Raw genomic sequence first — 12,468 nt, 5'->3', positions numbered from 1 at the left:
GCTTGCTGGACTGGTCCGAGGTCACCTGAGGTGCGCCACGCTCTACATCATCCTCGTCGTCAACGTCGCCATTGCAGAAGGCCGCTTCGCAACGAGCGTGCTTGGCGACACCAGCGCGCCAATCGCTAACGGGTTCGACGCTAGTTTACTCCCTCCGGCGGGCCTTTCAGATTTGGGTCGGTCAGCGTTGCTCTGTTGCTTACGGATAGATCATGACTGGTACACCCGGCTGCAGCATGGCGTAGATATCTTCGATCTCATCATCGCGGACGGCAATGCAGCCAGCGGTCCAGTCCGGCTTCCCTTGGACCAACCTGTTCCCTTCCGGGCCGCGTCCATGGAACATGATGTCACTCCCAGGACTGAGATTGAATTGCGCTGCATACTCTCGATCACGCTCGTTCGGATAAGAAATCCCGACTGAAAGATGATAGCGGCTTTGAGGATTGAAGCGATCCACGAAATAAAGTCCCTCAGGTGTCTTGCCGTCACCTTCGAACTGCTTATGACCTAGCGGTTGAAAGCCTAGTCCGAAGTCATAAGACTTCAACACGGTATTGCCACTCAACAAATACATATGGCGCCGCCCCTTATAGACAACGACCTGTGTGACCGGTGGTCCAGAGTAGTGCTTGAGCCGTGGCTTTCGAACTCCACACGCTGCCAATGCAGCAAAGGCCATCAGCGAAAACCCACGTCGACTCAGTCTCGCCATGCAGAGATACTCCGAAATCCGGTAGAAAGACGTAATTTATGGAGCTGAGTCACTGGTTAGCCGCAGAGTAGCTAGTGAATACCTCGCTGCTGCCGTCCTTGCGGACTAGAAGGACGTCATAGGCCTCACGCTTAGCTTCCGGGCCCATGCCCGGGCTGCCATATGGCATGCCAGGCACTGCAAGACCGGCCGCATCCGGACGCTCCTGCAGCAACCTTCGGATGTCGGCGGCCGGCACATGACCTTCCAGAAAGTAGCCCTCTACCTGACCGGTATGGCAGGATTGGTGAGATATTGGGACGCCCAAATCAATCTTGTGTTGAATCAGAAGAGTGCCAAGGCTCTTTTCCGAAGTGACAGTGAAGCCGTTTTCACGAAGATATTCTGTCCATTTTACGCAGCACTCGCATCCGACGCCCTCGACGACATGTATGCCTGTGTCCTGCGTCTCAGCAGCCCCTGCACCATACGTACCCAGCAAGATCAACGTAGACAGGCTGACGTGAGTTGCGATCGCCAGAACGGTGCGGTTTTTCTTCTTTCGGACTCCTTGGTCAGCAGCGCAGAGGAACTGACCTCTCCACGATGCTGGTGGGCTCGGTTCTGTCATCGGATCGCGGGCGGCACGCACTCGGCGACCAGCCTTTGTGTGCTCTACAGGGACGTGCATGTTTGGTCTTTCTTTATTGCGGCCGAACCTTCCTGGTTCGGCCGGTTGTTCTTAGAGAAGGCGGCGCCTCCAGATGATCTGCCGCACGACCAGCTTTAGAAAACGGCAACCTGAGTTCCGACCTTAGCCATTCCATATAGTTCAGTGATATGCTCATTAAACAGCCCGTAGCATCCATTGGAGGACCGTCGGCCGATCTTCCTGGTGTCATGGGTGCCATGAATCAGATAGGCTGGCCACGAAAGATACAGGCCGTAAGGTCCAAGCGGATTTTCAGGGTCACCACCCTCTACACGTTGTGGCAAGTCTGGGTTACGCCGGCGCATGTCAGGGGTCGGCGTCCAAGGGGGATTCTTGGCCTTGCGAACGATTTCTGTCAGGCCACGCTTGGTCAAATCTTCGGATACAGGAATTGAACACGGATAAATCCGATGAATAGTCTCGTCGGCGTTCCAGTAGTGCAGCGCCTTCGAAGATATATCGGCGAGGACCACACCGACACCTATGTTGCTGAAGAAATCGCTCCAGTGCCTGGAGCGGAAAGACGAGATGTTGCGACGGTTATCAGCATTGGGATCGATCTGATACACGCCTACATCGGGTGCGCGGCCCTGCTCGGTGTTGCCGTAGACGGGAAGACCGGTGCTGGGGTCGATTTGCTGCGCATTGGCGCCGGCTACGGCATAGCCAGCTCCCAAAATCCCAACGACAAAGCTTCGGCGGCTCAGGCCAAGATCTGCAAGTCCATGCTTCTTCATAATCACTGCCCAATTTTTTTTTATTCATCTCAGTTTGGCTCGGAGCTCGGGCCAATTGACGCGCGGCTTCTAAAAGCGCTCATGGAGTATCATCGCGATTAGAGTCGTGGTGTCAGAAGCTGGATGTCCGCATGCTTTTGGCGGGTCCGTTCTGATTGCACAGGGGTGCTCTCCGGTCCCAAGGAACCACATCCAGCGGCAGCTAGTGGAACTGGCCGCGGTATAGCTCAGGGCATCGGTAGATTACGCTCCGATATGGCGCTCGTTCAGGCAGTACGAAGTTTGGGAGGCCGCTCTTGCAAGGGTGGATTAATCCCGCTCAAGCTCAATGCAGAAAGCAAAGATCGGGCTTTTACTGCAACCTGTACTGAGGACTTCGCTGAAAAATCTGGAGTAATGGCTGTGAGTGCCGAACAGGCCCAGTCACAGGCCGTGCCACCCTTCTCAGGCTCGCCTTGAAACGTGCAAGACAAGGAGTCCGTGTAGACTAGAGAAGCTTCCCCGCTCGACCCTTCCGGCATCTCTTGAACCGCCTGCCATGAGTCCACGCCCGCGCTATGTGCCGCCGCTGCAAGCAATGCGACATTCAATGTGAGAGCGGCGAGGATAACCACTAACATGCGCAGCATGGCGGCAAGGTAACCAGTCGAGAGCTTGGTGTCCATCAAGGCTCGATAGCAAAACCGTGTGAAGGAAGTTGGGGCTGCAAGCCGGGCACGGAAACGGTCCGGAGACACTGGACTATTTTCGTCATGTTGCCTCGGTCACCGCCTGCCGTACCGACTCCGCTAGGCTCTTGAGGCTGACATTGGTCAACTGTAGGCCATCAAGGTAGAAGGTCGGGGTGGCACGGACACCGAGAGCCTCAATATCCGCCCGATCCTGCGTCAGGATCGCGACAGTTGCGGGATATTTCGTCTCGATGTCGCGGGTGGAGATGTTGAGGCCCGCCGCTTCAGCTGCATCCCAGGCGATGTCCAGATTCGGCCTGTCATGCCGGGCCCAAGCCGGCTGGCTCTCGAGCACTGCATTCAGCACTGGCTCGAACATGTTTTGGCGCCGCGCAGCCTCCAGAATTGCCACAGCCTCATCTGAGCCCTGATGGAATGCTGCATAGCGCATGACGATGCGCAGACTATCTGGAAATTCAGCACGCAACTGTTTCAGCACCGGATGAAAGGCGCGGCACGCCTCGCAGGAAGGATCGAAGAATTCGACGAGGGTGACCGGCGCGTCTTCCGGTCCAAGGACGGGCGCCGTGGGACGCACAAGAAGCGCATTAGGATCAGGGATGGCCGCGGTGCGCGCGTCGGCTTCGGCGGCCGCTTCGCGGGCCTGCCTGTCCCTGACCAACCAGGAACCGCCGGCGAAGGCGGCAACACCAAGAGCTGATACGCTCAGAACGAGGCTGCGTCGGTTCATGCGGATCGTCCTTTTGGAAGAAGAAGCAGAGTGATCGCGGCAAAGGCCGCGAGCGACAGGAAGGGAATCGGCAGTCCGAGGATGCTCTGCCCGGCTCGGTCGGTGCAGGAGGGGCCATTCGCCGTGCAAGGCAGCACAGGCTCGGGGATCCATCCGGCGTAGAGGCCTGAATGCCATGCGGCGATCACGAGCCCTGAGATTGCCAGCGGCAGAGCATAAAGCCGCCCGCGCGGATCGCCGGTCCAGAGGGCGACACCAAGGACAGGTGCCAAGGGGAACATGGCGATGCGCTGATACCAGCAAAGGGTGCAAGGCAGCTGACCCAGCACCTCGCCGATGAAAAGCGCCGAGAATGTAGCCAGAAGCGCGACTAGGAAGGCAAAGGTGTGCCGCGTATTGAAGTCAGCCAACAGAGGCTCCGGTCTTTGGGAGGCGCTTCATACCAGCTGTCAGAATGGCGGCTGCGCCAAGGAAGATCGCGACATCGGCGCCGTTGAAGGTGGGCCAGCTCCAGTCGCGCCAGTAGAAATCCAGAAAGTCGGTCACCGCGCCGTGGCGCAGCCGGTCGAGGATGTTGCCGCACGCGCCTCCGACGATCAGCGCGAAGCCCGCGCGTTCCAGAGGCAGCCGCGCCCTGAGGCCCATACAGGCGAGAAAGACGGTCAGCGCACTGGTCAGTGCGGCCATGACCATCGGCTTATCGGCCATGATATTGTAGAGCATGCCGAAGCTTGCGCCGGTATTGAAACCGAGCGTCAGGTTGAACCCGGGAAAGACAGGTACCGGTACGCGGTAGTCGAGTACTGCCAGAGCCGCGGCCTTGGTCCCTTGGTCAAGAACGAACACCAGAACAGCGAGACCGATGAAGGAGCGCCAACGCATCACGCAACTTCCTTCTGCCAGCCGATCCGCCAGGAGGCGCCCGAGGTGAGAAGCATAGATAAATCCTTGCAGTTTGTGCTCAAGTCAGGACGCGCCGGATCTTCGGCAGGGCGAAGGCGCGATCCTCGTGGTAGTCGATGATGCTGCCGAAGCTTCCGTCTGCGCGGAACAGGAACACGCCCGAAGTGTGGTCCATGGTGTAGTCGTCCTCGCCAAGGGGTTGCCTCTCGACCCGGACTCGGAACGCCTCGGTCGCTCTCGCGATCTCCTCGGGGGTGCCGGTGTGGCCTGTTATGCGCGGGTCGAAGTAGGTGAGGTAGTCAGCCAAGGCCGCGACCGTGTCGCGCTCAGGGTCGACGGTAATGAGCGCCACGTTGAGCCGGTCGGCCGCGGCACCGAGGCCATCGAGCCAGAGCGAGATGTCGCTCAGCGTCGTGGGGCAGACCTCCGGGCAGTAGGTGAAGCCGAAGAACACCAGGCTCGGCCGCCCGGCCCAGTCCGAGATCGTCACGCGCCGGCCTCGATGGTCCGTGAGGGTGACGTCCATCTCGCTCAACGGCCGAGGCAGGATGGGGGAAAGGCTCGCCGGCCCCGCCGCGCCGGGTCCGTCCACTTGCCACCAGCCCAGACCCAGCGTGCCGGCGCCGAGTGCCGTGACCGCACCTGCGCCGAGAAGGAGCCGGCGCGAGAGGCTCATTCCGCAGGTCCCGTGGCGCCCGGCCCGAACACCGGCACCTCCACCGTGATCTCACCCCCGGACTCGAAGGTGAGCGTCAGCGGAAAGGTAGCGCCCTCCTTGAGAGGCGTGGTCAGCTCCATCAGCATGACGTGCATGCCGCCCGACTCGAGCGTGAGTTCGCCGCCGGCGGGGATCTCGGCCGCCTCCACATGGGCCATCCGGGAGACGCCCTCGGAGACGGTGGTCTCGTGCAGCATGGGCATGGCGGATACTGGCGAGGACAGACCGGTCAGGCGGTCGGCCTCGTCACCGAGATTGCGGACGGTGAAGTAGGCGGCGCCCGGCCGCGAGGTGCCGATCGAGGCGCGCGCCCAGGCCGCATCAATCTCAAGGTCGCCCTGCCGAACAGGTTCGGCGTGGACGAGGCCGGCGGAGAGGGCGAAGGCAAGGACGGCAGCAACAGGGAGCTTCATGGCAATGATCCTTCGAGGCGGTTCTGGAGGTCTGCGAGGATGTCGGTCGCGGGCATGCCGTACTCATACTGGCGCAGCCAGTCGCCATCGGGGCCGATGAGGTAGAGCGCGGAGGCGTGCGCCATGCTGTAGCCATCCGGGGCGGTCGCATCGTCTTCGCGCGCGAAGAAGATTTTAAAGCTCTCGGCGGCGGCCTGCGTCGCCTCGGGGCTGCCAGCCAGGCCCAAGATGGACGGGTGGAACGCCGAGGTAAACTCAGCCAGCTCCGCCCCAGCGTCGCGCTCGGGATCCACGGAGAGGAAGAGCGGCTGCACCCGATCGGCCTGGGACCCGAGACCATCCATCACCTGCGCAACCTCTGAGAGGGTGGTGGGGCAGACGTCCGGGCAGTTCGTGAAGCCAAAGAACACCAGCCGGTAGCGCCCGCGGAAGTCCTCGCTCGTCACAGGGCGACCGGCCGCGTCCTCCAGCCGGAACTCAGGGCGGAAGGCCTGCTGCGCCGATTCCTCCGAACTGCTCGTGCGCAGGCCACCGGTCCAGACAAGGGCAGCGAAGGCAACCAGCGCAAGCGCGGCCGCGACCCACAAGATCTTTTGTGCAAGAGTCAGTTTCATGACGGGCATCTACTCCGGATGAGGCCATGCCGTAAGACCTCAAGCCTTTGATGAACATTTCGTCGCAACCAGCGCGCCCTCACGGCGAGCGGCCATGTGTCGGCAAGCAATTGCCTCAGATCCTGCCGGGCATGGGGCTGATCCACCGTGGTACCCGGGCGCGGTAGGTGCGGTAAGCCTCTCCGAAGCGCGTCTCGAGGAGCCGCTCCTCGCTCATGATCTGCCCCCGGGCGGAGAGCCAGAAGAGGAGAACCGCCATCCATGTCAGGACCGCTGGAATGGACAGCGCCACGCCGCCCAGAAGCAGAACCTGCCCCGTGAAAACCGGATTGCGCGACACGCGGAACAGTCCTTCGGTGACCAACTCACCCAAAGCGTCCTCCGCCACGCCCACGCGCCATGAGGTGCCCATGCCGACCTGACCGGCCCAGGCAAGCATCGCGCCGAGGACAGCCAGGAGGTGCCCCGGCAGGCTCCAGAGAGGCCTGTCGGGCTCCATCCAGAGGGGGTCAGCCTCGGAGAGCGCAGGGACGGCCATCTGGAGGAGCGGCCCGACAAAGGCTAGCCCGAAGGCCGCCCTGAAGCCCAAAGCGGCGACGCGGTCTCGCCCCGTGGCGCGGCCGAAGAGCCAGACCGGACGCCCTGCGGCGCGCGCGGCCCAGTTTGAGGACAGGAGGAACAGCGCAAGATAAAGCGCCAAGACCCCCAGAGTGGCGAAGCCGAAGATCGTCACGCTATGCCTCCCGCTCAGGGTTGAAGGCCAGGAGCCTGAGCGCGTTCAGCGTCACGAGTACGGTGGCGCCCGTGTCCGCGAGGATGGCGATCCAGAGGCCGGTGAAACCCAGCACGGTCGTAACCAGGAACACCCCCTTGAGCCCCAGCGCGATGGCAACGTTCTGGCGGATGTTGCCCATGGCAGCACGCGCGAGACGGATCTGGGCGGCCACGTCCGTCACGCGGTTCCTGAGCAGTGCCGCATCCGCCGTCTCGAGCGCCACGTCGGTGCCTGAGCCCATGGCTACGCCGACGCTTGCCGTCGCCAGGGCTGGGGCATCGTTGATCCCGTCGCCCACCATCATGACGCCGCCCGCCTCGGCCATGGCCCGGACCTCCGCGACCTTGTCATCGGGCATCAGCTCGGCGCGGTGCTCCATGCCGAGACTGCCGGCGATCGCGGCCGCGGTGCGGGCGTTGTCGCCCGTCAGCATGACCGAGGTGACGCCGAGATCCTTGAGCTGGCGAATGCCTTCGCGGGCGTCCGCGCGCGGCTCGTCCCGCAGCGCCAGAAGGCCGAGGGCATGGCGCGGGCGGAACACGACCACCACCGTCTTGCCCTCTTCCTCGAGCGCCGTGGCCCGGCGGATGCCCTCGCTATCGAGCACACCCATTTCGGCGGCGGCGAAGCGGGGCGAGCCGACCCAAGCCCGCTCCCCCGCGACCAAGGCCTCCACCCCCTTGCCAGGAAGCGCCTTGCCGCCCGATGAGGGCAGCGGTTGAACACCCTCCGCCTCGGCCCGCGCAGAAATCGCCTCGGCCAAGGGGTGGCTCGACCCGGCCTCGACGGCGGCGGCCACGGCTAGGAGTTCGGGCGCGTCCGCACTGAGCGGGACCACGTCGGTGACCTGAGGCCGTCCCACCGTCAGCGTACCCGTCTTGTCGTAAGCTACACGGGAGATCTTGGCCGTGGCCTCGATCACCGCGCCCCCCTTCATCAGGAGCCCGCGCCGTGCCCCCGAGGAGAGGGCCGAGGCGATGGAGGCCGGCACCGAGATCACCAGTGCGCAGGGGCAGCCGATGAGCAGGAGCGCCAGCCCGCGATAGATCCAGGTTCCCCAATCCTGGCCGAAGGCCAGTGGCGGGACGAGGACGACGAGCAGCGCCACCCCCACCACGGCCGGCATGTAGACCCGGCTGAAGCGGTCGATGAAGCGCTCCGTGGGTGCGCGGGCGCTCTCGGCCTCTTCCACGAGGCGGATGATGCGGGCGATGGTGTTGTCCTCGGCCGCACGGGTCACGCGCAGGCGCAGCGTGGCTTCGGCATTGATCGAGCCGGCGAAGACCGGCTCGCCCGGACCCTTGGTATTGGGCACGCTCTCGCCCGTCACCGGGCTCTCGTCCACACCCGAGGTGCCCTCCAGAATCTCGCCATCCGCCGGGATCCGGTCGCCTGGACGCACGAGCACGACCTGCCCGACCTGCAGCGAGGCCGCGGCCACCTGGCGCGTGGTGCCGTTCACCTCAAGAAGCGCTGTCTTCGGCACAAGGTCCGAGAGCGCGCGGATGCTGGCTCGGGCCCGATTGGCGGCCACCCCTTCCAGGACCTCACCCACGGCGAACAGGAACACCACGAGCGCCGCCTCCTCGGCCGCATCGATGACCAGCGCCCCCGCAGCCGCGATGGTCATAAGCATCTCGATGGTGAAGGGCTGGCCCATGCGTGCGGCCGCGAAGGCCCGCCGCGCCACCGGCGCGAGTCCAATCAGCGTGGCCAGGATGAAAGCCCAGCGGCCCACCTCGGCCGAGGTCAGTAACTCGAACCCCCATGCCCCTGCCAGCAGGAGCCCCGTGACGATGACAAGCTGACCCTTGGACCGGCGCCACCAGGGCTGCTCCCGCTCAGCGGGATCGTCCTCGCGGTCCTCTGGCAGATCACGGACCCGCTCGTCGAAGGGATTGGCCTCGATATCGGATGAACCAGCTTGGGGTGCTCCTGCGGCACCTGATGGCAGAACGAAGGGCTTGCGCTCCTTCACCGTGCCGCGCGGCGCGATGCCGTAGCCCAAGGACTTCACGGCCGCCTCCACCTTCTCGGGCGGCGTCTGTATGGGATCGAGCGTGAGGGACAGCCGCTCGGTCATGGTGGCGATGTTTACCTGGCTCACGCCGGGCAACCGCTCCACAGCGCCTCGCACCTTGATGGCGCAGGACCCGCAGTCCATGCCCGACACGGTCCACTCGCGGCGCTCGCCTGCCTGATCCTCCACAGCCATGATGACCCTTTCTGCGCCGGAACGGCGTCCTTGATTCGCATCCGGGTCATGACCTAGCTCCTCTAGCTACTAGAGGTTCAAGAGGGCAGATGATGATTTTCGAACGGAAAGTTGGGCAAAGCGACCCGGGTGAAGATTCCCACGATCCGCTACTATGAGCAGTTCGGCCTGCTGCCTGAGGACGAGCGCAGCCGGACAACCTCCGGCTCCACGGGGTCCAAGGCCTTTGAGCGACTTTACTTTATTCGCCACGCCGCGAGTTGGTCTTTCCGCTGAAAGCCGTCCGCGAGGTCGAGATGCTCAAGGCAGAGCCAAAGCAGGCAAGAACCATCTAGGCTGATTACGCGTTCTGCGAACAACTGATCGTGAGACGCCAGAGCTATGGAAATATGGGCTGTCCTCCTGCTTGCGCTACTACCCGGTCTTGGGAACTTCGCGGGCGGCATGCTTGCCGAGTTTGGAGGCGCGTCGCCGCGCATGCTCAACCTTGCGCTCCACGCAGCGTCCGGGATCGTGATCGGCATCGTCGCAGCCGAACTTCTCCCGGCGGCGCTCGACGGCCTCGCCGGGTGGTGGATCGCTTTGGCCGTCGGGGCGGGTGGGGTCGCCTACGTTCTGATCGAGACAGGCGTCGAGCAACTGCAGCGGAGGAAGGGCACCGACACGGATCGCACCAGCATGTGGATGATCTATGTTGCGGTTGCCGTGGACTTGACGGCAGACGGCTTGATGCTCGGAAGCGGGACGGCCGTCTCCTTGGCATTCGGCCTGACGCTTGCTGCGGGTCAGGTGCTTGCCGATATGCCCGAGGGCTTCGCAGCGGTGGCGAATCTGCGCGAGAACGGCGTGCCGAGAAAGCGCCGGATCATGCTCTCGGCTTCCTTCATCCTGTACTGCGTTGCGGCAGCACTTCTGGCTTACCTGCTGCTTCGCGGAGCGCCGGATTCGGCGAAACTCGCTGCGCTCGCCTTCGCTGCCGGTCTGCTTTCGGTCGCCGCTGTCGAGGACATGCTGAATGAGGCACATGAGGCGCGAGAGGATACGCGTGGCTCCGTCCTTGCCTTCGTTGGCGGCCTTGCACTCTTCATTCTTGTCTCGGCTGGTCTGGAGACGGTTCTTGGGGAGGATTTGCATGATCCAGTCCAGACCGAAGCAGTGCGATCGGGGGACGCGCTTTCTCCTGGCGGTTAGGCTGGCCTCGCCCCGAACAGGATCAGGCCTGCCCCGAACAAGCAAATGACCGCGCCACTGATGTCCCAAACATCCGGCCGCTGCCTTCGACGCTCCACAGCCAGACAAGAGAGGCAGTAATGTAGATCCCACCATAAGCAGCGTAGGCCCTTCCAGCTGCATCGACCGGAGCGAGCGTCAGAAGCCAGGCGAAAGCTGCCAGTGCGGCCGCGCCGGGAACAAGCCAGAGCGCCGATGCGCCGGATCTGAGTCATGCCCATACGGCGAAACAGCCGCTGATCTCGGCCAAGGCTGCACCGGCATAGATCGCAAGGGTAGGCAGCGAAGTCATTCAGCCGCCACGATGCGCGCGTGATGATCTTGCGCACAGAGCGAATGATCGCTCAGCACCTCGATGACTCGGCAACTGGCAATAGTCCCTTGAGCACATTGCGCGATCATCCGCTCCAACTCCGCTTTCAGCGCCGCCAGGCGCGCGATGCGCGCCTCGACAGCGGCGAGTTGCTCCTTCGCAATAATGTCGGCGGCTGCACAGGACTGATCCGGTCTGTCCGAGAGGCTCAGCAGATCGCGGATTGCGTCGAGCGGAAACCCAAGCTCGCGCGCATGGCGGATGAACGCCAGACGATCCTGGGCAGACTGCCCGTAGAGCCGCTGGTTGCCGGCGCTTCGCTCTGGCGCCGGCAGAAGCCCGATCTGCTCATAGTAGCGGATCGTTGGAACCTTCACTCCGGCCGCTTCGCCCAATTTTCCGATAGTGAGCATCATATCCTCCCAACCCTCTAGCTACAGGAGTCATTAGGTTTCCCAAGGCCGAAAAACAACCGAGCCTAGCTGAGCGGGATGGAAGTGGTTTTGCTGACGGCGAAGGTACGGGAAAACGAGGCTCTGCAGCGAGCGAACACCAAGCGACGCGAGCGAGACGGCTGACCCTGGATCGAAGCACATCTCCCAGGGTTTGGCGCCCACCATAGGTAGCCATGCCGACAATCCTGTCCTTGGGCGCTTTGCGGGTGGCGATCAGTCTGCTGCCGGCGCCACAGGGTAGCCTGCTGCAGCAAGGGCGGACGCAAAGCGCTCACGCGGCAGATCGCTGGCCAGCTCGACCTCGCGGCGGTTCTGATCGATGACGATACGGGCATCTGCATCGACCGACTGGATGGCGCGGGTGACGCTGCGGGCGCAGCCGCCGCAGCTCATGTTGGGGAGATGGAAACGCATGAGACCTTCCTTGGCTCTTTTCATGCCTGAGCAGATGGGAGCTTCCAGCGCGGGAAGGTCAAGGCGGGCCAACAACTTCCAGATGTTGACCTTCGCGTGAACGGCCGCAATCTGGCGGTCATGGCCAGAAGCTCTTCGTCTGCCCTCTCCCTCTTGGCGAAATGGCTGCTGGTCGCGGCCTTCGCTTGCGTGGTCGTCTGGGCGGGATGGACTTACAGCAGGACTGCCAAAGTGCAGCGCGGGGCCGGGCTTTATGCCGAGCATTGCGCGACCTGCCACGGAGCCCAGCTTGAAGGGCAGCCCGACTGGCAGGTTGCTGACGAAAGCGGCGTTCTCCCTGCCCCGCCGCATGACGCATCCGGCCACACCTGGCACCATGACGACGCCATGCTGACCGACTACATCCGCCGGGGCGGCCAGGCGGTTCTGGATGACATGGGGGTGCCCATGACATCCGGCATGCCGGGTTTTGGCGAGATCCTGACGGACGGCGACATCGCCGCCATCCTCGCGTTCATCAAGTCGACCTGGCCTGACCGGATACGCGCCATCCAGGCCGAGCGGAATGGCGGCTAGGCCCGGCCCGCCACAGTGCAATCTCCTGCCAGAGCATCGAGAATCGAGCAATCCGGCTGCCCGTCGCCTGCACAGCTCTGAACGAGCTGCTGCAGGGCAGTGCGCAGCTGCGACAGATCAGCCAGCCTCTCGTCGACCTGGGCGAGATTCCGAACGGCGATCTCGCGCACGTCGGCGCTGCTGCGGCTCGTGTCCTCGTTCAGCATCAGGAGGTCGCGGCAGTCCTGCAGCGAAAAGTCGAGCCGTCGCGCACGGCTCAGGAAGCGCAGCCGGTGGA

Annotated in this window: 18 protein-coding genes and 1 pseudogene; 3 read left to right on the top strand and 16 right to left on the bottom strand. The window is 63.3% G+C overall.

The window, feature by feature from the left end; translation table 11 throughout:
• Positions 1-199 precede the first annotated feature (199 nt).
• From BLQ03_RS14850 to BLQ03_RS14800, 12 genes are all read right to left on the bottom strand, one after another.
• The gene (locus BLQ03_RS14850) at positions 200-682 is read right to left on the bottom strand and encodes a L,D-transpeptidase family protein (RefSeq protein ID WP_245688946.1); all 483 of its coding nucleotides are present in this window, start codon (positions 680-682) and stop codon (positions 200-202) included.
• Positions 683-764: 82 nt separating this feature from the next.
• Positions 765-1,202 (bottom strand): DUF411 domain-containing protein, encoded by a 438-nt coding sequence (locus tag BLQ03_RS14845; protein ID WP_425415744.1) that lies wholly within the window; start codon positions 1,200-1,202, stop codon positions 765-767.
• 278 nt (positions 1,203-1,480) lie between these two features.
• Complete coding sequence (locus tag BLQ03_RS14840) at positions 1,481-2,143, bottom strand: L,D-transpeptidase (RefSeq protein WP_090757134.1); 663 nt, start codon at positions 2,141-2,143, stop codon at positions 1,481-1,483.
• 266 nt (positions 2,144-2,409) lie between these two features.
• Positions 2,410-2,808: a hypothetical protein gene (locus tag BLQ03_RS18010; protein ID WP_139166752.1), complete on the bottom strand. Its 399-nt coding sequence runs from the start codon at positions 2,806-2,808 to the stop codon at positions 2,410-2,412.
• Between the two features lie 85 nt (positions 2,809-2,893).
• A complete protein-coding gene (locus tag BLQ03_RS14835; RefSeq protein WP_090757109.1) occupies positions 2,894-3,565 on the bottom strand; it encodes a DsbA family protein in 672 nt (223 codons plus the stop codon).
• Positions 3,562-3,975, bottom strand: a complete 414-nt coding sequence (locus BLQ03_RS14830; protein WP_245688942.1) for a disulfide bond formation protein B — start codon at positions 3,973-3,975, stop codon at positions 3,562-3,564. The genes BLQ03_RS14835 and BLQ03_RS14830 overlap by 4 nt, the downstream gene beginning before the upstream one ends.
• Positions 3,968-4,447, bottom strand: a complete 480-nt coding sequence (gene lspA / locus BLQ03_RS14825; protein ID WP_090757107.1) for a signal peptidase II — start codon at positions 4,445-4,447, stop codon at positions 3,968-3,970. Before lspA ends, BLQ03_RS14830 begins: the two co-directional genes overlap by 8 nt.
• Before the next feature lie 79 nt (positions 4,448-4,526).
• The gene (locus tag BLQ03_RS14820; protein ID WP_090757106.1) at positions 4,527-5,144 is read right to left on the bottom strand and encodes an SCO family protein; all 618 of its coding nucleotides are present in this window, start codon (positions 5,142-5,144) and stop codon (positions 4,527-4,529) included.
• Positions 5,141-5,599, bottom strand: coding sequence for a copper chaperone PCu(A)C (locus tag BLQ03_RS14815; protein WP_175558898.1), 459 nt, complete (start codon positions 5,597-5,599; stop codon positions 5,141-5,143). The genes BLQ03_RS14820 and BLQ03_RS14815 overlap by 4 nt, the downstream gene beginning before the upstream one ends.
• Entirely contained in the window at positions 5,596-6,213 is a 618-nt protein-coding gene (locus BLQ03_RS14810) for an SCO family protein (protein WP_090757133.1), read from the bottom strand. Before BLQ03_RS14810 ends, BLQ03_RS14815 begins: the two co-directional genes overlap by 4 nt.
• A gap of 115 nt (positions 6,214-6,328) precedes the next feature.
• Positions 6,329-6,946: a methyltransferase family protein gene (locus BLQ03_RS14805; protein WP_090757104.1), complete on the bottom strand. Its 618-nt coding sequence runs from the start codon at positions 6,944-6,946 to the stop codon at positions 6,329-6,331.
• Between the two features lies 1 nt (position 6,947).
• The gene (locus BLQ03_RS14800; protein WP_090757103.1) at positions 6,948-9,203 is read right to left on the bottom strand and encodes a heavy metal translocating P-type ATPase; all 2,256 of its coding nucleotides are present in this window, start codon (positions 9,201-9,203) and stop codon (positions 6,948-6,950) included.
• Between the two features lie 111 nt (positions 9,204-9,314).
• On the opposite strand from BLQ03_RS14800, the gene BLQ03_RS19155 reads away from it, so the two are divergent.
• Positions 9,315-9,479, top strand: coding sequence for a MerR family transcriptional regulator (locus BLQ03_RS19155; protein WP_342672028.1), 165 nt, complete (start codon positions 9,315-9,317; stop codon positions 9,477-9,479).
• A 168-nt stretch (positions 9,480-9,647) separates the two neighbouring features.
• Positions 9,648-10,394: a ZIP family metal transporter gene (locus BLQ03_RS14795; RefSeq protein ID WP_217629769.1), complete on the top strand. Its 747-nt coding sequence runs from the start codon at positions 9,648-9,650 to the stop codon at positions 10,392-10,394.
• On the opposite strand, the pseudogene BLQ03_RS14790 reads toward BLQ03_RS14795, so the two are convergent.
• The 3 genes and pseudogenes from BLQ03_RS14790 to BLQ03_RS14780 all read right to left on the bottom strand — a co-directional run bounded on the left by BLQ03_RS14790 (position 10,391) and on the right by BLQ03_RS14780 (position 11,615).
• Positions 10,391-10,725: pseudogene (locus BLQ03_RS14790) on the bottom strand (YnfA family protein). The gene BLQ03_RS14795 and the pseudogene BLQ03_RS14790 sit on opposite strands and share 4 nt — an antisense overlap.
• Positions 10,722-11,159, bottom strand: a complete 438-nt coding sequence (locus tag BLQ03_RS14785; RefSeq protein WP_090757132.1) for a MerR family transcriptional regulator — start codon at positions 11,157-11,159, stop codon at positions 10,722-10,724. The pseudogene BLQ03_RS14790 and the gene BLQ03_RS14785 overlap by 4 nt, the downstream one beginning before the upstream one ends.
• 255 nt (positions 11,160-11,414) lie before the next feature.
• On the bottom strand, positions 11,415-11,615 hold the full coding sequence (locus BLQ03_RS14780; protein ID WP_090757102.1) for a heavy-metal-associated domain-containing protein: 201 nt from the start codon (positions 11,613-11,615) through the stop codon (positions 11,415-11,417).
• 231 nt (positions 11,616-11,846) lie between these two features.
• On the opposite strand from BLQ03_RS14780, the gene BLQ03_RS14775 reads away from it, so the two are divergent.
• On the top strand, positions 11,847-12,191 hold the full coding sequence (locus BLQ03_RS14775; RefSeq protein WP_425415742.1) for a c-type cytochrome: 345 nt from the start codon (positions 11,847-11,849) through the stop codon (positions 12,189-12,191).
• Here the strand turns inward: BLQ03_RS14775 and BLQ03_RS14770 are convergent.
• Positions 12,188-12,468: MerR family DNA-binding protein (locus BLQ03_RS14770; protein WP_090757100.1), on the bottom strand; the 281-nt coding region annotated here is incomplete at its 5' end. The genes BLQ03_RS14775 and BLQ03_RS14770 overlap by 4 nt on opposite strands.

The organism is Paracoccus chinensis (genome assembly GCF_900102885.1).
Taxonomy (GTDB): domain Bacteria; phylum Pseudomonadota; class Alphaproteobacteria; order Rhodobacterales; family Rhodobacteraceae; genus Paracoccus; species Paracoccus chinensis.
This window is presented reverse-complemented; position numbering and strand designations above follow the sequence as displayed.

Bases quoted from the DNA above. Each gene is read 5' to 3' on its own strand.
- BLQ03_RS14780 (WP_090757102.1), bottom strand. From the start codon at position 11,615: ATGCGTTTCCATCTCCCCAACATGAGCTGCGGCGGCTGCGCCCGCAGC.
- BLQ03_RS14820 (WP_090757106.1), bottom strand. From the start codon at position 5,144: ATGAGCCTCTCGCGCCGGCTCCTTCTCGGCGCAGGTGCGGTCACGGCA.
- BLQ03_RS18010 (WP_139166752.1), bottom strand. From the start codon at position 2,808: ATGGACACCAAGCTCTCGACTGGTTACCTTGCCGCCATGCTGCGCATG.
- BLQ03_RS14800 (WP_090757103.1), bottom strand. From the start codon at position 9,203: ATGGCTGTGGAGGATCAGGCAGGCGAGCGCCGCGAGTGGACCGTGTCG.
- lspA (WP_090757107.1), bottom strand. From the start codon at position 4,447: ATGCGTTGGCGCTCCTTCATCGGTCTCGCTGTTCTGGTGTTCGTTCTT.
- BLQ03_RS14795 (WP_217629769.1), top strand. From the start codon at position 9,648: ATGCTTGCCGAGTTTGGAGGCGCGTCGCCGCGCATGCTCAACCTTGCG.
- BLQ03_RS14810 (WP_090757133.1), bottom strand. From the start codon at position 6,213: ATGAAACTGACTCTTGCACAAAAGATCTTGTGGGTCGCGGCCGCGCTT.
- BLQ03_RS14850 (WP_245688946.1), bottom strand. From the start codon at position 682: ATGGCCTTTGCTGCATTGGCAGCGTGTGGAGTTCGAAAGCCACGGCTC.
- BLQ03_RS14815 (WP_175558898.1), bottom strand. From the start codon at position 5,599: ATGAAGCTCCCTGTTGCTGCCGTCCTTGCCTTCGCCCTCTCCGCCGGC.
- BLQ03_RS14835 (WP_090757109.1), bottom strand. From the start codon at position 3,565: ATGAACCGACGCAGCCTCGTTCTGAGCGTATCAGCTCTTGGTGTTGCC.
- BLQ03_RS14785 (WP_090757132.1), bottom strand. From the start codon at position 11,159: ATGCTCACTATCGGAAAATTGGGCGAAGCGGCCGGAGTGAAGGTTCCA.
- BLQ03_RS14840 (WP_090757134.1), bottom strand. From the start codon at position 2,143: ATGAAGAAGCATGGACTTGCAGATCTTGGCCTGAGCCGCCGAAGCTTT.